Genomic DNA, 23968 nt, shown 5'->3' with positions numbered 1-23968 from the left:
AAAGCTAGGAAGAACAATATGACTGTTGCTTCGCTTTTTTACAACACCCTGGGTACTATATGGGCAAAGCGGATGTTTAAAGCTTGTACAAGCTTAAATAATAAAAACATTTGCATAAAAAAGGGGCCCTCCTAAAGTAAAGTGCCCCCTTTTGTTAGCTATCAAGCTACGAGTTAACGAGTTTGACTTACTTCGCTAGCTTCGCATTGAGGTCATGACGTAAATCAAAACGGTCTAGCGTCATTACTTTGGTCCAAGCATCGACGAAGTCTTCAACAAAGCGGGTTTTCGCATTGTCGTAAGCATACACTTCAGCAACCGCGCGTAATTCACTGTTTGAACCAAACACGAGGTCTACAGGTGTACCAATATACATAACTTCGCCAGTACTTCTGTTAACGCCTTCATAAACAGAAGCATCATCGGTTTTTCTCCACTTAACGCCCATGTCTAGCAACGTTACGAAGAAGTCATTGTTAAGCGTGCCCACGTTATCGGTAAATACACCGTGGTTAGTGCCACCAGTGTTTGCACCTAGAGAACGCAGACCACCTAGTAGTACCGTCATTTCAGGCACGGTCAGGTTTAGCTGGTCAGCTTTATCTACTAGCATATCGGTTGGTGAGCGATAGCTTGCTTCTGCGTTGTAGTAGTTTCTAAACGCGTCTGCGGTTGGCTCAAGTAGCGAGAAAGAGTTAACGTCAGTTTGCTCTTGCGTGGCGTCAGTTCGACCTGGAACCACAGGTACGCTAACTTCAACACCAGCATCAGCAGCCGCTTTTTCGATAGCTGCAGCACCGCCAATAACAATCAAATCAGCAAGCGATACTTTCTTCTTCGAGAACATACGCGAGTTGTAATCTTCTTGTAGTTCTTTCAGTTTAGCTACTACTGCTTTAACCGTTTCTGGCTCGTTCGCTTCCCAGTTCATTTGAGGCTCTAGTGCGATACGTGCACCGTTTGCACCGCCACGTAAATCAGAAGCGCGGAAGCTTGACGCCGCAGCCCATGCTGTTTTAACCAGTTGCTGTACTGTTAAGCCGCTATCTAAAATATCAGCTTTAAGCTTTTTAACATCTTTGTCAGAAATGGTTTTGTAATCAGCTTTAGGCACAGGGTCTTGCCAGATAAAGTTTTCTTTAGGGATGTCGTTACCCAGGTAACGTTCCTTTGGACCCATGTCGCGGTGCGTTAGCTTAAACCATGCTTTTGCAAACGCCGTCTGATACTCTTTAGGGCCGGCTAAGAAACGTTCTGCAATTTTACGGTACTCAGGGTCATACTTAAGCGCAAGGTCAGCCGTTGTCATCACTGGTGGGTTTTTCTTACCTTCCACGTGTGCATCCGGAACTGATGTGTGTAGTGACTCATCAGTAGGGACCCATTGAATAGCGCCGGCTGGGCTGCGAGTTTGCTTCCACTCAAAGCCTAATAAGTTCTGAAGATATAAGCTTGTCCACTTAGTAGGTAGTTGTGTCCACGCACCTTCAAGGCCACTAGTTACGGTATCTTCAGCGTTGCCTTTACCACAGTTGTTTTTCCAACCTAACCCCTGCTCTTCTAGGCCTGCACCACCTGGCTCAGCTTCTAAGCAGTCTGCTGGTTTGTGAGCACCGTGCATTTTACCGAATGTGTGACCACCAGCGATTAGCGCTACGGTTTCTTCATCATTCATTGCCATACGAGCAAACGCGGTACGAATATTTTTTGCCGAGCCCATTGGGTCAGGCACACCTTTAGGGCCTTCTGGGTTAACATAGATAAGACCCATGTGCGTTGCACCTAGTGGACGCTGAAGTTTGCCTTCACGCTCTTCACGATCGCTTGCAAGCATTTCTACTTCAGGGCCCCAATACACCATATCTGGTTCCCAGTCATCAGTACGACCGCCCGCAAAACCATAGGTGTCAAAACCCATGTTTTCCATACCTACTGTACCCGCGAGGATCATCAAGTCGCCCCAAGAAAGGCTTTCACCGTACTTTTGCTTGATTGGCCACAACAAGCGGCGTGCTTTGTCTAAATTTCCGTTGTCAGGCCAGCTGTTTAACTGGTCGAAGCGCATTTGGCCGCCATCGCCGCCGCCACGGCCGTCTAGCGTACGGTAGGTACCGGCACTGTGCCATGAAAGACGAATAAAGAATGGTCCATAGTTTCCAAAGTCTGCTGGCCACCAATCTTGCGATGTAGTCAGAAGCTCATTGATGTCACTTTTAACTTGGTCAAGGTCAAGTTTAGAGAATGCCTTGGCGTAATCGAAATCTTCGCCAAGTGGGTTAGAGCGGTTGTCATGGTCCCTTAGCGGTGACAAATCAAGTTGATCTGGCCACCAAAATTGGTTGCTTTTCGGTTGAAAAGCTTTTGTCATGCCCGTGCCTTTCGCACCGGCTGGCTTACTAATTTGATCATTAGCAATCGCGCCTGTGGCACCTAGCGAAAGTGCTACAAGTGCAGATAGCGTGGCTTTTCTAAACCTGTTCATGTTCATGGTTTTTTCCCGTCTGAGTTTGTTTTCGTTATCAAATTGCGGCAATTGCGTTAAACCGCAACCGTTAACATTTTGTTTACCTTGTAAGCAATTAAAAGATAGACGGGCTTACGCTTTATTTACAGTTGATAAAATGAATTCAACTGATTGGAAAATCCAATCAATTAAAAAAACTATTAAATTCTGACAGTTAGCCTTCAGATTTATTTAAACAGATAGAAAAACGCTACGGCTAACGAAGCGTACATATTAGTCAGATGAGTGTCGTGAATCTCTTTCAGAGGCTGGGAAAATTTTTCTCGTCTTGTTTTCAATAGCACAAGGCACCTTTTGCCAAGTGATTAAAAAACAGGCGGAAATACTCATCTCTCTGTAAAGTTTTCTTTTCTTTGAAGGTAATTTTGCAATTTTTACCATGGCACAGCACTTGAAACAGGAGTAGTGCAATAAATCACGCATTAACTTCAATAAGAAGTCGATGGAATGTTATAGAAGTAATGAGGATGAACTTATGAAAAACACACTTAAGACACTTACTGGACTAGCTACTGTTGCCTCTATCAGTGCAATGGCTTCGTTTGGTGCCCATGCTCAGTCTAACCAGATTGAAGCAAAAGACAGTGGTTTTTACGTAGGTGGTAATTACGGTTACCTACGCGTTGAAGGTGAAGACGACTTCGACGACGACAAAGACGTATGGCAAGGCCTTGTAGGTTATAAGTTTAACGAATGGGTAGCGATTGAAGGTGGCTACGTCGACTTTGGCGATTACGGTAACGATATCGCTGGCGCTGAAACAGATGGTTACACCGCTGCTATCAAGGGTATTTTGCCACTTACCGAGCGCTTCTCGCTTTATGCTAAAGCGGGTCAGCTATGGTCAGAAACTGAATACAACTTTGCAGGCGTATCACGAGATAACGACGATGAAAGCTTGTTCGTTGGTGCAGGTCTTAGCTACGCGGTAACAAGTAATTTCTTAGTAAACGCTGAATACACCGTTTATGATACTGAATTGGACGCAGATGAAGCGTTCGATGATATCGACGATACCGATTTTGAGACCGATCTAAAACAAGCAAGCATCGGTGTTGAATACCGCTTCTAAGACAAGCGCTTGTTAGCGCATAAACTTAGTTAAATAGTTACAAAGCCTTTGCCCTGTGCAAAGGCTTTGTGTTGTTTGTCAGCCATCTATTCGCTGAATGAGTTCCGTCCACTCTCGTATTTTCGACACTGTCGCTTTAACGAGATTATCTATTTCGTTTGACGAGGATTGCGAATTCCCTGCTAAGGTTCTTACTTCATCTGCAACTACGGCAAAGCCTCTTCCCATTTCTCCCGCGCGAGCAGCCTCAATAGCAGCGTTTAGCGCAAGTAAGTTTGTTTGCTCAGAAATTGAATTAATTGTTCCGACGATATTACTAATGGTTTGGCTTGTAACCAATAGCTCTTTCATGGCCTCTTGTGTATCGTTCACAGCCTGTTTACGAGACGATATGTTCACAGCAAAAAAGACATAACGGGTCACTCTGCCATTGAAATCCTTAAGTGCGCTTACCCTTGCATCAAACGCCAGTAAGTTCTCTCCTACATCGAATTCCATAATTTTTGAAACAAACCCCGATGTCTCGAGTGCAGTTTTATCTTCAGGCGATAGGCTTTTCATGACTTCGCTAGCAAACGCTTGAGAGCCCATCACGTCTTTTAACGTATCACGTAAGAGCTTGTTCGCCTCAATAATTTCACCATTAGGCTCCATTTCCAAAAGCACCAGTGCGCTACCAATAGCCTTAAGCTTATTGGTGAAGTCTAGCGCCATTTGTTTAACTCGGGTGATATCAGCTTGAACCGCTATAAAATTTACTAACTCTCCCTCTTTAAAGACAGGGTTTATCGATAGCGACGTCCAGTAAGGCGTCCCGTCTTTTTTGTAATTCAATATTTCATCGTAAAAAGCTTCGCGATTTTTTATCTTTTGGCGAATAACACTCACGGTTCGCTGATCGGTTTCTTCACCTTGTAAAAACGACCCGGGCTTTTTCCCTCTGACTTCATCGAGCTCCCAACCGGTTAGACGATAGAATCCGTTGTTTACATACTCAATTAAACCGTTAGCATCAGAGATAATGACAGCGTTATCGGTTTCGTTAGCAACTAGGGAAAGCATACGCTGTAATTCTCGCTGCTCAACTTCTTCCGTAACGTCTTTTATAAAAGCAGTATAAAGCGTTCTATCAGCTAACTTCACTTTAGATAAAGACGCCCCCATAAATCTTTGCCGTCCTTTCTCTCAATTTTTACTTCACGACTAGTGCCAACTATCTTGTCTTGACCGGTTTCGCGATTCGCATTGACATAGTTATCGTGGTTCGCTTGAATTTCGTGGGGAACCAGCATTTTAACGTTAAAACCAATAACTTCTTCTCTTTGGTATCCCCAAAGTTTTTCTGCCGATGCATTAAATAAGGTAACGTTGTTATTTTCATCGATACAAACTACAGCATCTAGCGCTTGCTCTAGGGTCTGCTCTACAATTTCACGCGACTCGCGCTCTTCAGTGACATCCCTAACAAAGGCCGTATAATGTTTTTTACCGCTCACAATCACTTGGGATAATGCTAGCTGCACCCAAATACGTTCACCGCTTTTCGTTTCTAACTCTACTTCTCGCGAACTGCCTACAATTTTATTAACGTTGGTTTGCCGGTGAGTATTGACGTAGTTATCGTGATTAGCTTGGTGTTCTAGCGGAACCAACTTTTTTATATTTTTACCGAGCACTTCACTTGGTGTATAACCCCACAAGCGTTGAGCGGCTTCATTGTAAAACGTGATTTCGTTTTTTTCGTCTATAGTGACAACCGCAAGTATCGACTGAGAGAGGGCCTGCTCGGCCGCATTTTCACGAGAGAATAACTTCATTACTTTGCCCTATTACCTATATCAACAAAGGGTATAGTTTACGTCTTATGTTTTTTCCAGCTATGGACATAAAATATAGTAAAGCATGAAAATCTTACAATTTGTGCTAATCATTTCCAACTTAGCTCCCGTCTAAAAAACAACTTATCAATTAACATCAGTGAGTTAGAAAACCTTTATACGCATGTTCATCAGGTATGAATTCTGCAATCTCTACTACAGATTAATAGAATGAATAACAGGTAAAAGCACATGCAATCAGGTAAGAGCATATTCCAACCAGGCCAAAACTGTTGGGTCGAAAGTAAGGCCCGTTTCTCTACGCCACTCATTGATTGCGGGAATTACTATAAGGCGTTGCACAGTTCAATAGTTAAAGCCAAGCACAGTATCTTTATTGTAGGCTGGGACATAGACAGCCGAATTCGCCTACTAAGAGGCGATGACGAGGCCAATAGCGAAGCACCCAGTGTAATTAGTGACCTGCTAAAGTGGAAAGCTGAACAACTCCCCGATATTAAGATTTACCTATTGCGGTGGGATTCATCGTTGGCATTTTTCGCTCAGCGAGAAATGTGGGCGAAAGAAGTGTGGGAAGAGAAAACGCCGGATAACGTACAAACTGAACTTGATGGCACAATTCCCATGGGCGGTAGCCAGCATCAAAAAATCGTGGTTATCGACGATGAATTGGTGTTTTCAGGTGGAATGGACGTGTCGACAAATCGCTGGGACACTCGTGACCACCCCGTTGTATCTGAAGAGCGCGACGGCCCAGATGGCGAATATGGCCCCCTTCACGATGTGCAAATGGTATCAAGCGGTCCCGTAGTAGAAGACTTTGCAAAATTAGTTAGATGGCGCTGGCAGCGCGTAGCCGAAGAATCTCCTATTGATATGAGAGAAGACGCGCGGATTGATTATAATGCGCCCCTTCCTGATGCGTGGCCTGAAGATTACCCGCCGCTTTTTGAAAACGTAGAGTGTGCACTTGCCCGTACTATTCCGTTTATGGATGAAGTAGAGCCAGCGCAAGAAGTACGTCACATGCTGCTTGACCTTATCGGCGAAGCCGAATCTGTTATCTATATTGAAAACCAATTCACAACTCGACAGGAGATAGCCGAGGCGCTTAATAAGCAACTTAAGTTAAAGCCTAATCTTTCGGTCATTATTGTGAGCTCTTACGAGCCCAAAGGTAAGTTTGAATGCGAAGCTTTTTGGGCGAGTCGAATTGAATTTAAAGCGATCTTAGAAAAGGGCATCGACCCAGAGCGAGTGAAGCTAACCTACTCTTCCATTGAAGACATGCAAGGCCGCCGCGCTTATAAGCGAATTCATTCAAAAGTGATGACCATTGATAACAAATATCTTGTGATCGGCTCTTCGAATTTAAGCAACCGCTCTATGACCTTAGATACAGAAATAGACACAGTGTTGTTTGGCAATAGCAAGGAAAATCAAGCCTGTATTGAACAGGTGCGTAATGATTTACTTGCTGAGCACACCGGCAGAGATATTGCCGACATGCCGGCTATTTTCGATAACGATTCACCGGTTGAAGCCTTAATGCAGGGGCAAATAGCACATGGCTATGTGCTAACTGAAGTACGTGATGAAGTTTTCACTGAACACTCCGGCCAAAATATGTTTCGTGCACTCTCAGATCCAGAAGAACCTTTGATCTCGGTGCCAACTTTTGATGGCGCGGCCCTACCTGCTCGCAATCCAAGACGTCGAAGCATTATGATTTTGATAGGTCTTGCAATAATCGCCGTGCTAGGTGGGTTAATGTTTTGGGCGAGTCAATCCATTCCGTGGTTGAGCTCAGACAGCATCAATGCCTTTTTAGAAAAAAGCAGGGGCACTTACTTTGCGTTACCCACGGTCCTATTAGTCTATGTTGTTGGCGGTATACTGTTCTTCCCGGTCACCGTACTATCACTGGCTGTCGCCGCTATTTTCGGTCCAATTTGGGGCCCTATTTACGGCATCATGGGGGCACTTATGAGCTCAGCCATTATGTTCGGTGTTGGCAAGCTATCGGGTAATGCTGGGCTTAGAAAAATAGGCGGCCCTAAAGTCGCGGCGGTTGATGAAAAACTGAAACGCAGCGGCATAGTTGGCGTAGCAGCTATCCGGATGTTGCCTGTGGCGCCCTTTAGTTTAGTTAACTTGGTAGCGGGTATTTCATCAATAGGGATCTTCCAATTCTTGGTAGGAACGTTTTTAGGTATGTTTCCTCCCATGATTGCTAAAGGCTTAGTGGGTGATTCTATCGCGCAAATTTGGCAGAACCCATCGCCTGAAACAATCAGCTATTTAGTTGGCGGTATTGTACTGTGGGGCTTAATGATCTGGGGCTCACAAAAGTTCGCTCGATTCTATCAAGCCCGTAAAGAAGCGAAAAGCGACAGCGAAAATGAAGATAGCAGTAGTAAAAGTGAGGTAGAAAAATGTGCCGCATAGTGACTTATAATATTCACAGCGGAATAGGTAGAGACAAAAAGCATGATTACAAACGTATTGGGCAGTTTCTCGCAAGCAGCGGTGCCGATGTCGTGTTGCTGCAGGAAATGGACACCCGCCCTCCCGAGCGAGATACCGCACAAGATGTTAGAGACATATGTGCCGAAAATACCTTTAAACTTATACCTTCGCCAGCCATCAGAGAAGCTGATGGCTGGTATGGCAACGCTATACTCACTCGCTACGACGTTTTATCAAACGACACGGTTGATGTAAGCCAAAGCGGGCGACAACCGAGAAATGTGCAAATTGTTGAATTAAAAACAGAGAAAACGCCGCTTACTGTCGTGAATACGCATAAGGGACTAAAAAAACTGGAGCGGCGCTCACAGTTCTCTTTGCTTCATGAGCACCTTTCTCAGCGTCTCAAGGAAAAGCAAACCCCGTTAGTACTGGCTGGAGATTTCAATGAATGGCAGTTTTTTTCTAAAGCATTTAAAGGTTTGAATTCTTTGCTTTTTCAACAAAAAGTCGGCGCTACATTTCCTAGCCATTTCCCCGTCTTTTCGTTAGATAGAGTTTGGGTTACCGATGATATAAAAGTTAAAGCCTGTAGGAAGCTTAAGAATGCTAAAACCAGAGTATATTCCGATCATCTGCCTGTTCTTATCGATATAGAATTGCCTGAATCTCCTGACTAATGACCTGGTTAATCACCCAGCTAGCAAGGTTTAGACAGGGCGTAATATTATGCCGATTGGGCAATAAACGTCGATGACGCAAATTCTAGCGTGCCGCACCAGTGGTCAAGGGTATTTTCTTGCGCCACTACCTGTCTAATAACATTGATGATATGGCCAACGTCTTGCGTCAACTTAACCTGCTTATTGGTTGCCGCTAAGACCGTTCGGTGCATTTCAGGCTGAGTGATTTTAAGCGTGGATACCAGCCCCGACTCTCTAAGGTGAAAGATAGCTGAAGTGGGCAAAATCATTACGCCTTCTCCCTGCATAACCTGTCTTAACCCCGTCATAAGCTGCCCCGAATAAGCCAGATCGTGCTTTAAACTTACCCCCGTCGCTTTTTCATAATCAGCGATAAGCTGGCCTAAGGCGTCTTTATTGCCTGGAGATAAAAGCGGCAGCTCGCTTATCTCCCAAAACTTGATGAACGACTTTTCTCTTAGCTCGGCGTACTGAGAATAGGCCGGTGAAGCGGTGAAAACCAAGTGTAATTCTTCTTGAATAAGCGGCGTTAGATTCATGAACCTAGGCTCGATAGCCTGTTGGTAGGTCAGCGCGATGTCCACCTGCTTAGATTCTAGCCAGTCATTGATAGTGTAAGAAGGCCCGGTACTGATCTCTACTTTTACGTGTTTGTGATTTTTTGTAATTTCAGTTAATAACGGCAGTGAAAGTACATTGCCAATTGAAGGCAGCATACCAATCTTAATTTTTCTGTGCTGTGCCGGGTGAAATGCCTCCATGGCTAACTTTACATTATCTATTTCATCTGCAATTTTCTCGGCGTGCTTGTAAAATACTTTTCCCGCAGGCGTAAGGTTAACCCCAGAAAAGCTTCTTTCAAGTAATGTGGCTTTTACTTCCCTTTCTAAACTTGCTATTTGCTGACTTATAGCCGGCTGCGCTATATCTAACGCTCTGGCGGCAGCCGCAATACTTCCCTTTTGTACCGTCGTTATAAAATAATGCAGCTGTTTAGAATGCACTCGTCCCCCTTAATAAACCCGCAGCAAATATAGATTGCGCTTGGCCCCCAATCGATTGATTTGACAGTATGCGCACTGTGGTTTAACGCAAGCTATATGCCATTCCAATCAGTTATATGCAGCAAATTTGTAAAAATTGCGGGGAAATGGGAGAGACAAAAAATCTGATGCAGCTTAATACTTAAGTCTAACACCAAGTAAAATGGGCCGTTCGCTTAGGGTCAATACTTTTCTTATACCCCTGAATATTCTTCTTTCTTCCGCGAGCGCGAAAGAGTTTTTAGCCTAGACCCTGTACACGAGTTACACAACAACAATAACAAGATGCGAAACGCATCAATGTGGTGCTCGTGCGTGCCTAAAAAGAGTGCAGATTTAAACAATCCACATTCACAAATTAAGTAGCAATAAGCACGATTGGGAACACTGATGAAACAAAAGAAACTCCATACTGCAGTACGTTACGCACTTACCGGATTAACCCTTTTTACCACGTCAATGCTTGCACAAGCGCAAGAAGTGACAGAAGAAACCGCCGAAGCGAAAGACTTAGAACGCATCGCTGTTGTTGGGGCGCGAGGCGCGCCACGGTCGGTGACCAGCTCTCCTGTGCCGGTTGATGTATTAACCGCAGAAGACGTAGAGGCAGTAGCTTTTACCGATATGAACAACGTTCTTATGACCTTGGTTCCCTCTTACTCCGTTGGCCGTCAGCCTATATCTGACGGTGGAACCTTTATTCGCCCCGCAACACTTCGTGGCATGCCTACCGATAAAACCTTGGTACTGGTTAACTCTAAGCGACGCCATAGAGCAGCACTTGTTTCTATTGGCGGCTCGGGTACACAGGGCCCAGACATTGCAACTATCCCCACAGCAGCCATTAAAACGGTAGAAGTACTTCGAGACGGCGCGGCAGCGCAATACGGTTCAGATGCTATCGCTGGTGTTATTAACTTCCAGCTTAAAGACAACACGGAAGGCGGTTCTTTTACCGCTGATTATGGCACGTATTATGAAGGTGACGGTGACCAAATAACCGTTACCGGCAATAAAGGTTTTGCCCTTGGAGACGATGGCTTTTTAAGTATCTCAGCAGAATATTCAGATAGCGAAGCAACATTTAGGGGTGAACAATATTGTGAGCCGTGGTTCTGTGTTGACGAGCAATCAGAACAGTATATTGCCGATGCAACAGCCATGGCCAATAGTGTACATGGTTCAGACGTGGTACAGCCTTGGGGACAACCGAATACAAGCGGTACGCGGGTATTTGTGAATGCGGGCTACGCCTTGTCTCCTGAAGCTGAGCTTTATGCTTTTGGTAACTACTCAGAAAGTGAAGGCGATGGTTCGTTCTACTATCGCTACCCAGGCAACGGTACAATTGAAGATATTCGCCTTGAAGACGGCTCTATCTGGAACCCAACCGAATTCTTTCCCGGAGGATTTACGCCGCGCTTCTTTGGTGACGTAACCGATTACTCTTTTGTAGGCGGTATCAAAGGTATGTCGGGCGACCTTACCTATGATATTAGTGGACGTTACGGAAATAATGAAATTTCCTATACCCTTGCCAATACAATAAACCCATCATTAGGCAACATGTCACCCACCTCTTTCGAGCCGGGCGACCTCACCAATGAAGAAACACAAATACAAGCTGACTTTACCTACGACCTTAGCGAGTACGTTCTTGCCTTTGGCGCAAGTTACTTAGATGAGTCATATGAAATATCTGAAGGTGAAGAAGCATCGTACTTTGCCGGTCCTTACGCAACGTCCGACCCTTACGGATTCTGTGACGGAACCACAGCAACGGCTGCGGGCCTATCTGTCATTGCAGCAGGTTCCTCACTAGATTGTTCTGACCCAGACGACGCCGTTTATACTGTAGTAGGCGTTGGCTCTAACGGCTTCCCTGGATACTCTCCAGATTACTCAGGTTCGTACGAACGTGACTCCTATGCCGTTTATACCGACATTTCAGGTGATATTACCGATGAACTTTTTGCCCAGGCAGCACTGCGATATGAGGATTATTCGGACTTTGGTTCTGAGGTGGTATACAAAGTCGCAGGGTTCTACCAACTAACGGATGATGTAGGCTTTAGATCGTCATTTGGTACAGGTTTTAGAGCGCCTACACCCGGCCAGCAAGGCACAACTAACGTTTCTACTCGCTTGCCAGATGGCTTCCCTGTTGCAACAGGTTTATTCCCAGCGGGTGGCGATGTAGCGCAAGCCCTTGGTGCCGAAGCGCTCTCGCCTGAAAAGTCGACTAACTTCACGTTGGGTATGACTGCTAACTACGGCGACTTAACGCTTACTGTCGACTACTACAACATTAAGCTAGAAGACCGACTTTACTCGGTTTCTACACGCGATGTTTCAACCACAGTGGTCACCGACCCTGACGCCGATGGCTATGATGCATACCAAAACTACCTTGCGCTTTCAGGTGCGAATGTATCGGGCGCCGAATCTATTGGTGGCGTGTTCTTCTTCCAAAACGCCTTCGATACGGTAACCGAAGGGGTCGACGTAGTTGCCACCTACAAAATGGAGTCTAAATACGGCGCTACAGTGTTAACCGGCTCTGTGAACTACAACAAAACAGAGTTTGACTCTGACCCTAGTGAATACCTTGATGCTGAAGATCAGTTCGACTTTGAAAACAGTCGCCCTGAAATGCGCGGTGTGTTCTCAGTGACACATAGCTACGACGTATGGTCTGCCGTTGCTCGCTTGAGTTATTTCGGCGAGTACGAAAATGCGGGTAGCGATGATGGAGAAAACGCGACGAGTATTCAAACATTCGGCGATGAGTTCATGTTCGATATTGAAGGGTCTTATCTCATTAACGAAAACCTCACGTTATCAGTAGGCGTGAGAAATCTCTTCGATAACTACCCCGACGTTAGCACTAATGGCGACGCCTGTTGTGGTGAAGTTTATGACTCTGGCTCGGTTGTCGATTGGCAAGGGGGGTATTATTACACCCGACTCGCCGCTCGCTTCTAATGCACTCTCGCTAACACCGACTGTTGTCGGTGTTAGCGTTTTAATTAACTTTATATAAGAAAAACGTTAAAGGTCACTCATGTTTTTAGCTGTTTTAAGCGGAGAAGAAAGCAGATGGAATTAGAACTACTGTGGTTTGTAGTTACTTTATGTATTACCGGTGCTATTGCAGGCATTACAGCAGGCCTGTTTGGTAATGGCGGTGGGTTTGTGGTTGTGCCGGCATTGCTTGCCGTTTTTCCCTTTTTTACTCCCCCTTCAGAAGCATTGGTTAAAGTTGCAATAGGGACGTCTTTAGCGTCTATCGTTGTTTCTAGTGCTCGGTCTGTGATGGCGCACCGTGCGAAAGGCGCTGTTGATTTTGACATTCTTCGCTCGTGGAGTATATGGCTTATTCTTGGCGTTGGCGGCGGGTTATTGATTGCTAACAACTCAAGCGCCAACGGGCTAACCGTTGTATTCGCTGCAGGCGTTCTACTATATTCGGTCTATTTTCTTTTCCCTGAGTTCGTCGTTCGACCCGGGCTTGTTTTCAACATGCCTAAGGGTATTGGTAAAGCTGTACTGGCGTTTGTACTCGGCGGCTTTTCTGCATTACTTGGTATAGGCGGCGGCACCCCTACTGTTATCACCATGGTTATGTGTCAGCGAACCATACAGCAAGCGGTAGCAACCGCAGCTGGTGTAGGCTTTTTAATTGGTCTTCCAGGTGCGATAGGCTTTTTGTTCATGAAGCATCCCGACACTGCCTCACTTCCGGTAGGCACCATCGGTTACATCAATATTCCAGCCCTTGTTGCAATTAGTATTGGTGCGATCTTTACCGCGCCAATTGGCGCGAAAATGGCGCACAACTTCAGCGAGAAGAAGTTAAAACGCTTATTTGGTATTTACCTCGTCATTGTATCGAGCGCCATGTTTTATAAAGCCATATAAGTAGTTTAAAAAGGAGAAAAACCGTGAGTTATAACCGTTCAAGACGTTTATTTATCGGTGGCTCTGTAGCCGCCTCGGCGATAGGCGCAAGTGGATTAAGCAATCTAGTTAGTGCGCAGTCTGTAGAAGCCGCTGCCAGTCAGCCTGCCGTTATATACGGCCCAAAGCCAGGCGTTGCAAAGCTCAATGCCAATGAAAACCCTTTTGGCCCAAGCCCTGCAGCACTAGAAGCAATTGCCACCGCGTCAGCCCAAGGTGGCGCTTATTATGCGTACCCCGCCGCTATGACACTTCTCGATATGATTGCAGAACGTCACGGCATTACGCGTAAGCATATTTCATTGAGTGCGGGTTCAAGCCCAATACTGTCTTATGCCGCCGTTGCCGCGAGTAAAAATGGAAAAATTCTTGGCCCAGATCTCTTTTGGGATACTACCTCTAAAGCCCCTGAAAAGCAGGGTGCACCCGAGATAATGAGAATTGCCAACACCGCCGAACTCGATATTGACCTTGATGCGATGTACGCCGCCATCGATGACTCAATTGGAATGGTACATATTTGTAATCCAAACAATCCGACCGGTAAAGTACTCGCCCCTAATAAGCTACGAGATTTCTGCATAAAAGCATCTAAGAAAACCCTCGTATTGGTTGATGAAGCCTATAATGAACTTATCGACGAACCGCCAAAGCACACCATGATCCCGCTGGTTAAAGCCGGCCATAATGTCATTGTTGCGCGTACGTTTTCTAAAATCTACGGCCTTGCAGGCATGCGAGTTGGTTACCTCATCGCCTCTGAAGAAAACACTGAATGGATTAATCGCTATGGAATGGGCGGATATACATTAAACCAAGCCGGTCTTGCCGCCGCAATTGCTAGCTACAACGATGATGCCTTTTTAACTTTTTCAAAAGAAAAAATTTATGAGGGTAAGGCAATGGTTATGGACGCGGTTAAAGCCAACGGTTTGACGGCACTGCCATCAAGTACTAACTTTATTTTCGTGAACTTAGGCGATGGTAACGCTGAGTATTTTCGCCAAGCGATGGCTGAGAAAGACGTGCTAATACGAGGAATTTATCGCACTTACCATAATTGGTCGCGCGTAAGTATGGGTAAAATCGCCGACGTTAAACGTTATGTTGATGCCATGCCCGCGGCACTCGATAAGATGTACACCATGCAAAATACCTAAAATGTTGTGGTGTGTACCGAGTGTCGGTTCACACCCTTACTTCCCCCCTACAATTAATGCTTTATTCAATTCAACTAAAAGTCTAATACGCACAAAAGTCACCTCTGTCATATACTAAAGATGTTGTATTGCTGCTCATCGCCCCCCGAGCAATAAAATTTAAAGGTATTGTTGCAGTAACGCTAAAACTGCACATACTTTACTAAAACGGCATATCACAAAAATGCCAATAAAGGAGGCTGTAAATGTCACTTTCTGTCTTAGTTGCTGATGATTCAAAACTGTCGAGGCGTAGCGTTATACGGGCACTTCCCGAAGATCTTGAATACAATATTACTGAAGCAACCAATGGCCAAGAAGCTATAGATGCCTTATCAGAGAGTAACTTTGCGCTCGTTCTATTAGATCTCACTATGCCTGAAGTAGACGGTGTAGGCGTATTAGAGTTTCTGCACGAAAAGACAGACGCGCCGAATGTCATTGTTATCAGCGCAGACTTTCAACCTGAAAAGCAAAAAATTGTTTTATCTCTCGGAGCTAAGCGTTTTCTTCGCAAACCCTTAGATAAAGAAGAATTAGCAATGACGCTGTTTGAGTTGGGGTATCTATGAGCATCGTATTACCACTAGATGAAGAGCAAAGAGATGCGCTTCAGGAATTGCTGAATATTTCTATGGGGCAAGCGGCAAACTCGCTCGCTCAGTTAATTGAAACCAAGATAGATATTTCTATTCCCAAAATTTCAGCAGTCACCCCTACACAACTGTATGGACTATTGTTTGAAACTGAAGGGGCTTTTTACACCCGCCAGTCGTTTTTAGGAGACGTTCATGGTGAAGTGATGTCCGTGCTGTCTCAGGCGGGTTTGACAGAAGTTGCCACCTTGATGGATTACGAAGACCCATTAAGTGAAGAGGACATTCAGGAAATTATATTAGAACTGTGCAACATCTTAGCGGGGGCTTGCTTAGCGGGTCTTTCGGAACAATTAGAGCTGACGACTAACTTGAATATGCCTACCCTGTTTCAACCCGATAAGAGCAATTTCGATGATTTAAAGTGGCAACATAGTTTAGTCATGGAAGTCCAATTCGTTATTGCTATCTCTTCGTTTAGCATGCGCGTGGTTTTCTGCCTCGACGATGAATCGCTTGCTCGAATAAAAAATACGCTGGATGAGTTGCTCGCATAATGTTTGAACAGCTGGTAGGTAAATTACCTGTCGGAATAGGCATAGTTGATGAGCAGTTTAACGTTGTTTACTTGAATGATTTTTTTCTAGATAGACTGCCTCACGATTTGCGAGACTGCTACAAAGACACACCGGTTACAGACCTATTCCAAGGGCAAGCGAAGTTTTTAAAACGCAGATTAAAATCGGTGTTTGTGCTGCAGCACCCAAGCTTTAGTTACTGGGAGCAGCGCCCTCATATATTTCCATTTAAAAGCTCTCGCCCCATTACGGGTGAAGAAACGCAGATGTATCAGAATATGGAAATTCTCCCCATCAAAGACAAAAGTTCAGGTCAGAAGTTAGCGTGTATCTTCTTACAAGATGTTACAGCCCAGGCTAGCTACTTTAGAGCGCAGCAAAAACTGTCTGAAGCGCTAAAAAAAGAACATGAAGCTCAACGAAAGCTCATTCGTAAACTTGACACAGCACAAAGCCAACTTATTCAGGCTGAAAAAATGGCGTCTACCGGGCAACTTGCGGCTGGGATTGCCCATGAGATCAATAACCCGGTTGGTTTTGTTAACGCAAATCTAAATACTTTAGGACAATACGCGTCTCACCTAATCTCTATCTGTGATGGTGTTTATGCACAGCTTGAACAGTTTAACGACGAACTTAAAGAGCAAATCGACGCCTTATTTCAATCGAATCACTACGACTTGTTAAAAGAAGACATCACAGAGTTAATTGAAGAATCTACCGATGGCCTCACCCGAGTAAAAGACATTGTTGAAAACCTTAAAAACTTTTCTTTGAAAAATACAGAAGGGGTTCAAACTGTCGATGTGTGCACAATATGCAACCAATTGATTACGCTAATTTCAGCGCAATATAGTGCGCCACACTATAAGTTTGAATGTGAGCACGAAAAAGTCGAGGTGATGGGAAACCCCGGGCCTTTGAAACAAGCCTTAATGAACGTCATGATTAACGCGGCTCAAGCCATTGAAACGAAAGGGTTTGTAAAATTGAGTGTTATCGAAAAAGGAGATTCGGTAGTGATTAAAATTCTCGATTCAGGGTGCGGTATTCCAGTTAAGCACCGAAAGCGGCTGTTTGAGCCTTTTTTCACTACAAAACCTGAGGGACAAGGCCAGGGGTTAGGGTTATCCGTAGCCTATACCGCGATAGAACAGCACCAAGGTAAGATATCGATAAGCAGCAAAGAAAATAAAGGAACCGTAGTGGAAATAACCATTCCCAAACAGTTATCTTGCTTGGAAAATGAGAGTATAGGCAGTGAGCTCGATAGCCCACTCACGCCCTAATTCATGCATTTAACTCTCGGGTTAAGCAGGCTAAACACACCCTTGAGCATTCTCTATCGTCTTGAAAGTTAACTAGCGAGCTGCTTGGTCTGGTTTGCTTTGAACTCAAACTGCCCTTTGCTATTTACACTTCGACTGATCACCCCTTGGTTCAGTAAGTAGTTTAAGTGCGACAAACACTCGGCCACAGCGAACACCATATTTCGGCTAGATAGTTTCCGTTTGAACAGCACCGGCAACAAATTAACGGCAGTTTGCGGCTGTTCACACGCATTTACCAATGCGTTTAAATGGTCATGGTGATGAGCTAACAGGGTGTCGACGCGCTCATGAAGGCCAATGAACGGAAGCTTATGAGCAGGTAGAACTGTGGCATCCTTTGGCAGTGATTTGAATTTGGGTAGCGTATTAAGATAATCATCTAACGTATTAGCATCGGGCTCAGTGGAATATGCGCCTATATTGGGGGTGATAATGGGTAAAATATGATCCCCTGAAATCAAAATATTTTTTTGTTCGCTATATAAACAAGCGTGCTCGGGAGAGTGACCGCGCCCAATCATGACCTTCCATTGATTATCACCTAACGCTAATTCCATCTGGTCTTTAAGCCTGGTATAGCTAATGGGTAACGGCGACACTACACTGCTGTAGCCGTTGCCCTCTGTCGCTGTCAGCTTCTCAATCATTACCTCGTCAAGGCCGGCGCGCTGGTAGTAAAGCACGTCTCTTTCATTTGTAGCTCCGTTCCTTCCAGCCGCAAATGCGCGAGCAGTGAAATACTCGGTTTGCGTCATGTAAAACGGAACCTTAAAAGTGTCGGCTATCCAGCCTGCCAGACCCACATGGTCAGGGTGCAAGTGCGTCACTATAACCCCAACTATAGGGCCGTCCAGCTGCTCGAAAATACGCTGCCATAATGACTTGGTGGTAGTCGTTCCTATACCAGTATCGACCACTACCCAGCCCCCGTCCCCCCGAATTAGGTAAAGGTTTATATGGTCTAATTCAAAAGGTAGAGGCATAGTCAGCCACAGTACGCCTTCGGCAATTTCGATTAGCTTACCCGGCTCAACCTGTTTCTCGTAAAGATATTCCATATCGCCCTCACCTACTTTACTTATGCTTACCGCTTTCGCATACGCTTGTTGTGTAAGCTTGTTTGTATTAGTTTGGTTCTAACCCGCTCTGTATTGAAAAACAAACATATCTGTCGAATAGAGATCTATAGGAGTTGGTGATAACAAACGGTATACTCGCTCCTGATGCTTGTTATAGCGCTTGATAAACGTAATTAACGCATTATTACCTTCACTCATTAAACGCCTTTCACTCAAACGGACACATGCAAGCTTCATCAATTCAGCAAGGATTTATACTCAATAAAGGTACCTTCACACTACGTGGCAAAGTCTACGTAGAACTGTGGGTTAAAACGCCGACAGGTACCGTTAGGTTAATATCTGCGCCCCAAGCCCCCACGTGTTTTGTGGCATTGGAGCATGTTGAAGCGTTACAGAGCATCGCACAACGGGTTCTGGCCACATTAGACATTAAGAATGACGGCTTTAATACGCTAGAACAAAAGCAAGTGGCCACGGTTAAAACCGCGACTGAGTCTCACATGCACCAGCTACGTCAGCTTGCACGAGAGGCAAATATTGTACTGTACGAAGCCGACATCCGTGTGGCTGATCGCTATTTAATGGAAAGGTTTGTGTATGGCGCGGTTGAATTTATCGGGCCTAACGCCGGCGCTGATAGCTCACCGACAACAGTAATTGAAAATGCACAAATACGCCCCTGTCACTTTCGAACACGCTTCTCTTCTCTAAGCATAGATATTGAGTGTGACGAACATGAAATGCTGTTTAGTATTGCTTTAGCCGGTGAAGGGGTAAACCTTGTGCTCCTTGTTTGCCCACCAACTTTTGAAAAGCGGGGTGTGGAGCAGCGAAACGACAAGCCATACCAACTACTAGTGCTTAATTCGGAAAAAGAGCTACTACACGCGTTTTTTCACCATGTTACCTCCTACGACCCCGACATTATTTTAGGATGGAATGTTAAGCAGTTCGACATGGCAGTACTTGCTCGAAGGGCCAAAGCGAATAAACTCAAATTTACCCTTGGCCGCCATGAACGCGAAGCTTCAGTCAGACAATGGGAAGATCAAACCTTGGTTGATGTACCAGGGCGCTGTGTAATAGATGGCATTGAAGCACTTAAAACAATGACCTATCAGTTTGAGTCGTTCTCGTTAGATAACGTTTCAGAGGCACTGTTAGGTGAAAACAAACTTATTCAAGAGACCGACAAATTAGCGGCGATAAAACGTTTATATCATGAAGACCCCATTGCGCTGGCCGACTATAACTATAAAGACACGGAGCTGGTAAACCGCATACAGGAGCAAACCCAATTTATCGACTTCCTCGCGTTGCGAAGCATACTGACGGGGTTGGATATGACGAGGCCCGGCGGGTCGGTGGCGGCATTTTTGAACGTATACTTACCTAAACTTCATCGCAAATCTTATATTGCTGGTGTTAGACCTGAAAATGGCGGGTTAGCGAGCCCAGGTGGCTATGTCATGCGGTCACAGCCTGGCCTCTACAAAGATGTATTAGTTCTCGACTTTAAAAGTCTTTACCCTTCTATTATACGTACATTCAAAATTGACCCCATGGGGTTGGCTGAAGGATTGAAATCGCCTAAACATGCTATAGAAGGGTTCAAAGGCGCGGTATTCAGTCGTACCTCCCACTTTTTGCCTACTATCATTGAGAACTTATGGTTGCAGCGTGACGAGGCGAAAAAGCAAAAGGATGCACCTCGTTCACAAGCGATTAAAATATTAATGAATTCGTTTTACGGTGTACTAGGTAGTGGTGGCTGCCCCTTTTACGATCCCCGCCTTGCGAGTTCTATCACTTTACGTGGACATGAGATCATGCAAACCACTGCCGGATGGATAGAAGAACTCGGTTATACCGTCATTTACGGTGATACCGACTCGACCTTTGTTCACGTAGAAGGTAACGGCACATTGGGTACGCCCACAGAAACGGGTATTAAGCTTGCACAAATCATCAACGAAAAATGGTCGGCACTACTTAAAGACCGCTATGACATTGCTTGTCACTTAGAGATTGAATTCGAGTCTCACTTTTCAACGTTTTTTATGCCTACGATTAGGGGCTCTACCGAAGGAAGTAAAAAACGTTACGCGGGAATGAAAGACGGACAACTAACCTTTAAAGGCTTAGAAAACGTGCGCTCAGACTGGACAACTCTGGCTAAAACGTTTCAATACGAACTGTACGAACGGGTATTCACTGGTCAACCTGTAGAGAGCTATATAAGTGACATGCTAAACGCGGTTAAAGCAGGGGAACTTGATGATGATTTAGTGTACAAAAAGCGCTTAAGAAAACCGTTGTCTTCTTATATTAAATCACTTCCCCCCCATGTAAAAGCTGCGCGGCGAGCTGATGAGCATTTTAAAGAGCAAGGGTTGCCATTGCGCTATCAAACAAACACAACAATTGCCTATGTGATTACAGTTCAAGGCCCGCAAACTGTGGAAACCGCGTTCGCCCCCCTTGACTATGATCATTATATCGAAAAGCAAATAAAGCCTATTGCGGAAAGCATACTACCTCATATCTCGTTAAACTTTGAACAGATTGCTAACGATCAACTTACCTTATTCTAGCGTTAGCTTTCGTATGAAGATCTTTCATGCTGCGTGACAATTTAACAAAAATATTACACTCCTCGCACAGTCAAAAAACCGTTTTTCTCATTTATTTCATTAGCTTATTTCATTGGCACGACAAGTGAATAAAAGATAAGTGAGTAGCTAAATAGGTTTGATCGAAGTTTTTACTTCAATCAACATGCGTTCAATTTAGTGGTTAGGGCAATTGATCGCCCGTGTTCGCAAAGAGAAACAGAAGGAATTTGATTATGAAGATCACAAAGTTAAGTATGATTACTGGTGCTGTTGTCGCTGCTACACTGTCAACATCAGCATTTGCAGGTCACCATGAAGAAAAAATCACTATGGGCTTCAACGCACTCGATAAAGACAGCAATGGTTACATTGTTGGCTCAGAGTCATCAGGTGCTATCGACAGCAAATTGGTCTCTAAAATGGACACAGATGGAGATAGCATGGTTAGCCGTACAGAATTCAACACGTTTGTTGATGAGAAACCGTCAATGTTTAGCGACGAGATTATCACTCAAGTACAGACAGAAGGAACCAATGACGCGGCGCTAACTGAGAAAGGCAACCCTGAGCTCTTTTCTAAAGCAGATAACGAAATGATCTCAGAAAAGAATAAGGAGTTGCGTACTGAAATGTCAGCGACCGCAAACGCTAAGTTCACTGAAATCGACATGGATAGCGACGGCAAAATCAGCGAGACCGAACTTGACGTAGCGGACGTTGAAGGCGACTTTGAATCGATGGATGAAGATGGTGATTCATATATTACGCGCATGGAATACCGCACCTATTTTGAAGAAATCGAATCAGAATAGTTCGGCGGAAATTTGTTGTAGTTTCCCGATTTTATGCCCCGCTAACTAAGCGGGGCTTTTTTTGCTTAATAGGTCTTTCCTGTATGAGAGACAGTGCTTTAGACCTCATTTCTTTATTATCACCTGCGACGAAATACAAAATATTGTCGCTGAACGACGCCATATAAGACTAACATCTTGTCGACAAAACCCACTTGCAACAATATTGTTAATAATTATTAAAATATATGTTTACCACGCTATTTTTTTAGCGTTTTACGTGTGTATTTTAAACGCGCTATTAATTTGAATAGCGTACCTCAAAACTAACAGTGTTTCTCTACAGCAGATGCGTACGCGCATGGAGGCAAATTATGATGGAATCAGACAGCTTACCTAACACTTCGTTTCCTCTTTCAAAAAGTGAGTTTATAGGGCCTAAGAATGCAGAACTAACTTCACTGACGATTGGTCAGTACTTCAAAAGAGTTGTCGACAATTACACAGACCACCCAGCCATTGTTGTTCGACATCAGAACATTAATTGGACGTATAAAGAGTACTGGCTTCAAATCGAACGAGTAGCGTGTGGATTACTTGCTAACGGTGTAGAACCAGGTGATAGAGTAGGTATTTGGTCACCCAACAATATAGAGTGGTCTATTGTGCAAATGGCTACAGCACGTATCGGCGCAATAATGGTGTGCCTAAACCCAGCTTACCGCCCTGATGAACTCGCGTTTGCCATAAATAATGTTCAGGTTAAATACCTTGTCATGGCCCAATCTTTTAAACAGTCTAACTACGTAGCGATGTTAAAAGAACTTGCCCCTGAAATAGAGGATGATAGAAACGACTCCCTAGCGCAGCCACTTTCTCTTTCAATGTTACCGTCACTTAAGTTTATCTACACTATAGGTGACCAACCAGTAGACAGACTACTCCCCTTTTCAGCCCTGCAGAGAGAGCCGACAGAGTCATTGCGTATTAAGCTTACAGAGATAGAAGCTGAACTGAGCGCAGACGATAACATTAATATTCAGTTTACTTCTGGGACCACAGGAAACCCTAAGGGCGCTACGTTAACACACCGAAATATTCTCAATAACGGATTACTTGTGGCCCAAGCCATGCGCTTCACACACAAAGATAAGCTATGTATACCCGTTCCGCTTTACCATTGCTTTGGAATGGTGTTGGGTAATTTGGTGTGCTTAGCATCTGGGGCTTGTGCCGTCTTTCCTGGTGAATCATTCGCCCCTGAAACTACACTTCGTACTGTGGAGGAAGAAAAATGCACCGCGTTGCATGGGGTTCCAACTATGTTTATCGCTGAGCTAGAGCTACCGAACTTTAAAGAATTTGATTTATCGACATTACGGACGGGAGTAATGGCTGGCAGTACTTGCCCAGAAGAGCTTATGCGCAAAGTGCATAGTGAGTTCAATATGACCGAAGTGGTTATAGGTTACGGACAAACGGAATGCAGTCCTATTAATCATATTACCGACATAGACTCCCCTTTCGAGAAGCAAGTGAAGACCGTAGGCCGTGCAATGCCTCATACTGAAGTTAAAATTATTGACGCTAAGGGTAATACGTTACCAATTGGTGAGCCAGGAGAAATTTGCGCGAAAGGTTATTGTGTAATGAAAGGCTACTGGGGAGATGAAGCTAAGACAAAAGCAACGATCGATGATGAAGGTTGGTTACACTCTGGCGATCTCGGTGAAATGGACGACGAAGGATATGTCACCATAGTAGGACGGATAAAAGATATGATCATCCGCGGTGGTGAAAATATCTATCCGCGAGAGATAGAAGAGGTATTGTATCAACACAACGACGTATCTGATGCCGCCGTATTTGGTATTCCAGACGATAGATACGGAGAACAAGTTTGTCTTTGGATAAAAGCTAAAGAAAATCGTCACATTGATGAAGAAAAGATACGTGAGTATCTTAAGTCTAAGCTAGCTTACTTTAAGGTTCCAAAATACATAAATGTAGTACAAGGCTATCCCATGACGGTCACAGGCAAACTACAGAAGTTTAAAATGCGCGAACACATGATAGAAACACTGAAGAAACAAGCATTAAAAACTGAAGCATAACCCCATAATTTCCTTTCTCCCAAACACAAAAAACCCGCCGTTAGGCGGGTTT

General features: G+C 44.6%; 17 protein-coding genes. 12 read left to right on the top strand and 5 right to left on the bottom strand.

Annotation, left to right across the window (positions count from 1 at the left end):
* Positions 1-187: 187 nt before the first annotated feature.
* Positions 188-2488 (bottom strand): catalase/peroxidase HPI, encoded by a 2301-nt coding sequence (gene katG, locus ACTRWF_RS18985; RefSeq protein WP_462836049.1) that lies wholly within the window; start codon positions 2486-2488, stop codon positions 188-190.
* A 511-nt stretch (positions 2489-2999) separates the two neighbouring features.
* On the opposite strand from katG, the gene ACTRWF_RS18980 reads away from it, so the two are divergent.
* Positions 3000-3596: a porin family protein gene (locus ACTRWF_RS18980; RefSeq protein ID WP_012519734.1), complete on the top strand. Its 597-nt coding sequence runs from the start codon at positions 3000-3002 to the stop codon at positions 3594-3596.
* 78 nt (positions 3597-3674) lie between these two features.
* Here the strand turns inward: ACTRWF_RS18980 and ACTRWF_RS18975 are convergent, their stop codons facing one another.
* Together ACTRWF_RS18975 and ACTRWF_RS18970 are read right to left on the bottom strand one after the other, a co-directional pair.
* Positions 3675-4760, bottom strand: a complete 1086-nt coding sequence (locus ACTRWF_RS18975; protein ID WP_462836048.1) for a methyl-accepting chemotaxis protein — start codon at positions 4758-4760, stop codon at positions 3675-3677.
* Positions 4736-5413, bottom strand: a complete 678-nt coding sequence (locus ACTRWF_RS18970; protein WP_462836047.1) for a PAS domain S-box protein — start codon at positions 5411-5413, stop codon at positions 4736-4738. The genes ACTRWF_RS18975 and ACTRWF_RS18970 overlap by 25 nt, the downstream gene beginning before the upstream one ends.
* Before the next feature lie 252 nt (positions 5414-5665).
* On the opposite strand from ACTRWF_RS18970, the gene ACTRWF_RS18965 reads away from it, so the two are divergent.
* Positions 5666-7882 carry a VTT domain-containing protein gene (locus ACTRWF_RS18965; protein WP_462836046.1) on the top strand — a complete coding sequence of 739 codons (2217 nt, stop codon included), beginning with the start codon at positions 5666-5668 and terminating at the stop codon, positions 7880-7882.
* Positions 7870-8583: an endonuclease/exonuclease/phosphatase family protein gene (locus ACTRWF_RS18960; RefSeq protein WP_020744272.1), complete on the top strand. Its 714-nt coding sequence runs from the start codon at positions 7870-7872 to the stop codon at positions 8581-8583. The genes ACTRWF_RS18965 and ACTRWF_RS18960 overlap by 13 nt, the downstream gene beginning before the upstream one ends.
* A gap of 47 nt (positions 8584-8630) precedes the next feature.
* On the opposite strand, the gene ACTRWF_RS18955 is transcribed toward ACTRWF_RS18960, so the two are convergent.
* Positions 8631-9611 carry a LysR substrate-binding domain-containing protein gene (locus ACTRWF_RS18955; RefSeq protein ID WP_462836045.1) on the bottom strand — a complete coding sequence of 327 codons (981 nt, stop codon included), beginning with the start codon at positions 9609-9611 and terminating at the stop codon, positions 8631-8633.
* A 429-nt stretch (positions 9612-10040) separates the two neighbouring features.
* On the opposite strand from ACTRWF_RS18955, the gene ACTRWF_RS18950 reads away from it, so the two are divergent.
* The 6 genes from ACTRWF_RS18950 to ACTRWF_RS18925 all read left to right on the top strand — a co-directional run bounded on the left by ACTRWF_RS18950 (position 10041) and on the right by ACTRWF_RS18925 (position 17272).
* Positions 10041-12635 carry a TonB-dependent receptor plug domain-containing protein gene (locus ACTRWF_RS18950; protein ID WP_020744274.1) on the top strand — a complete coding sequence of 865 codons (2595 nt, stop codon included), beginning with the start codon at positions 10041-10043 and terminating at the stop codon, positions 12633-12635.
* A 114-nt stretch (positions 12636-12749) separates the two neighbouring features.
* Positions 12750-13571 carry a sulfite exporter TauE/SafE family protein gene (locus ACTRWF_RS18945; protein ID WP_020744275.1) on the top strand — a complete coding sequence of 274 codons (822 nt, stop codon included), beginning with the start codon at positions 12750-12752 and terminating at the stop codon, positions 13569-13571.
* 23 nt (positions 13572-13594) lie between these two features.
* Positions 13595-14770 carry a pyridoxal phosphate-dependent aminotransferase gene (locus ACTRWF_RS18940; RefSeq protein WP_020744276.1) on the top strand — a complete coding sequence of 392 codons (1176 nt, stop codon included), beginning with the start codon at positions 13595-13597 and terminating at the stop codon, positions 14768-14770.
* A gap of 245 nt (positions 14771-15015) precedes the next feature.
* Positions 15016-15381: a response regulator gene (locus ACTRWF_RS18935; protein ID WP_012519741.1), complete on the top strand. Its 366-nt coding sequence runs from the start codon at positions 15016-15018 to the stop codon at positions 15379-15381.
* The gene (locus tag ACTRWF_RS18930; protein WP_012519742.1) at positions 15378-15962 is read left to right on the top strand and encodes a chemotaxis protein CheX; all 585 of its coding nucleotides are present in this window, start codon (positions 15378-15380) and stop codon (positions 15960-15962) included. The genes ACTRWF_RS18935 and ACTRWF_RS18930 overlap by 4 nt, the downstream gene beginning before the upstream one ends.
* Positions 15962-17272: an ATP-binding protein gene (locus ACTRWF_RS18925; RefSeq protein WP_462836044.1), complete on the top strand. Its 1311-nt coding sequence runs from the start codon at positions 15962-15964 to the stop codon at positions 17270-17272. Before ACTRWF_RS18930 ends, ACTRWF_RS18925 begins: the two co-directional genes overlap by 1 nt.
* Positions 17273-17340: 68 nt before the next feature.
* Here the strand turns inward: ACTRWF_RS18925 and ACTRWF_RS18920 are convergent, their stop codons facing one another.
* A complete protein-coding gene (locus tag ACTRWF_RS18920; RefSeq protein WP_012519744.1) occupies positions 17341-18372 on the bottom strand; it encodes an MBL fold metallo-hydrolase in 1032 nt (343 codons plus the stop codon).
* Positions 18373-18617: 245 nt separating this feature from the next.
* On the opposite strand from ACTRWF_RS18920, the gene ACTRWF_RS18915 reads away from it, so the two are divergent.
* From ACTRWF_RS18915 to ACTRWF_RS18905, 3 genes are all read left to right on the top strand, one after another.
* The gene (locus ACTRWF_RS18915; protein ID WP_462836043.1) at positions 18618-20990 is read left to right on the top strand and encodes a DNA polymerase II; all 2373 of its coding nucleotides are present in this window, start codon (positions 18618-18620) and stop codon (positions 20988-20990) included.
* 254 nt (positions 20991-21244) lie between these two features.
* Positions 21245-21823 (top strand): EF-hand domain-containing protein, encoded by a 579-nt coding sequence (locus tag ACTRWF_RS18910; RefSeq protein ID WP_020744279.1) that lies wholly within the window; start codon positions 21245-21247, stop codon positions 21821-21823.
* A 353-nt stretch (positions 21824-22176) separates the two neighbouring features.
* Complete coding sequence (locus ACTRWF_RS18905; protein ID WP_462836042.1) at positions 22177-23916, top strand: AMP-binding protein; 1740 nt, start codon at positions 22177-22179, stop codon at positions 23914-23916.
* Positions 23917-23968 lie beyond the last annotated feature (52 nt).

This window comes from Alteromonas sp. G5_S2_22_S1 (genome assembly GCF_054968525.1).
The sequence above is the reverse complement of the archived record's forward strand: the minus strand, read 5'-3'. Positions and strand labels throughout refer to the sequence as shown.

Bases quoted from the DNA above. Each gene is read 5' to 3' on its own strand.
- katG (WP_462836049.1), bottom strand. From the start codon at position 2,488: ATGAACATGAACAGGTTTAGAAAAGCCACGCTATCTGCACTTGTAGCA.
- ACTRWF_RS18980 (WP_012519734.1), top strand. From the start codon at position 3,000: ATGAAAAACACACTTAAGACACTTACTGGACTAGCTACTGTTGCCTCT.
- ACTRWF_RS18975 (WP_462836048.1), bottom strand. From the start codon at position 4,760: ATGGGGGCGTCTTTATCTAAAGTGAAGTTAGCTGATAGAACGCTTTAT.
- ACTRWF_RS18970 (WP_462836047.1), bottom strand. From the start codon at position 5,413: ATGAAGTTATTCTCTCGTGAAAATGCGGCCGAGCAGGCCCTCTCTCAG.
- ACTRWF_RS18965 (WP_462836046.1), top strand. From the start codon at position 5,666: ATGCAATCAGGTAAGAGCATATTCCAACCAGGCCAAAACTGTTGGGTC.
- ACTRWF_RS18960 (WP_020744272.1), top strand. From the start codon at position 7,870: ATGTGCCGCATAGTGACTTATAATATTCACAGCGGAATAGGTAGAGAC.
- ACTRWF_RS18950 (WP_020744274.1), top strand. From the start codon at position 10,041: ATGAAACAAAAGAAACTCCATACTGCAGTACGTTACGCACTTACCGGA.
- ACTRWF_RS18945 (WP_020744275.1), top strand. From the start codon at position 12,750: ATGGAATTAGAACTACTGTGGTTTGTAGTTACTTTATGTATTACCGGT.
- ACTRWF_RS18935 (WP_012519741.1), top strand. From the start codon at position 15,016: ATGTCACTTTCTGTCTTAGTTGCTGATGATTCAAAACTGTCGAGGCGT.
- ACTRWF_RS18930 (WP_012519742.1), top strand. From the start codon at position 15,378: ATGAGCATCGTATTACCACTAGATGAAGAGCAAAGAGATGCGCTTCAG.
- ACTRWF_RS18925 (WP_462836044.1), top strand. From the start codon at position 15,962: ATGTTTGAACAGCTGGTAGGTAAATTACCTGTCGGAATAGGCATAGTT.
- ACTRWF_RS18920 (WP_012519744.1), bottom strand. From the start codon at position 18,372: ATGGAATATCTTTACGAGAAACAGGTTGAGCCGGGTAAGCTAATCGAA.
- ACTRWF_RS18915 (WP_462836043.1), top strand. From the start codon at position 18,618: ATGCAAGCTTCATCAATTCAGCAAGGATTTATACTCAATAAAGGTACC.
- ACTRWF_RS18910 (WP_020744279.1), top strand. From the start codon at position 21,245: ATGAAGATCACAAAGTTAAGTATGATTACTGGTGCTGTTGTCGCTGCT.
- ACTRWF_RS18905 (WP_462836042.1), top strand. From the start codon at position 22,177: ATGATGGAATCAGACAGCTTACCTAACACTTCGTTTCCTCTTTCAAAA.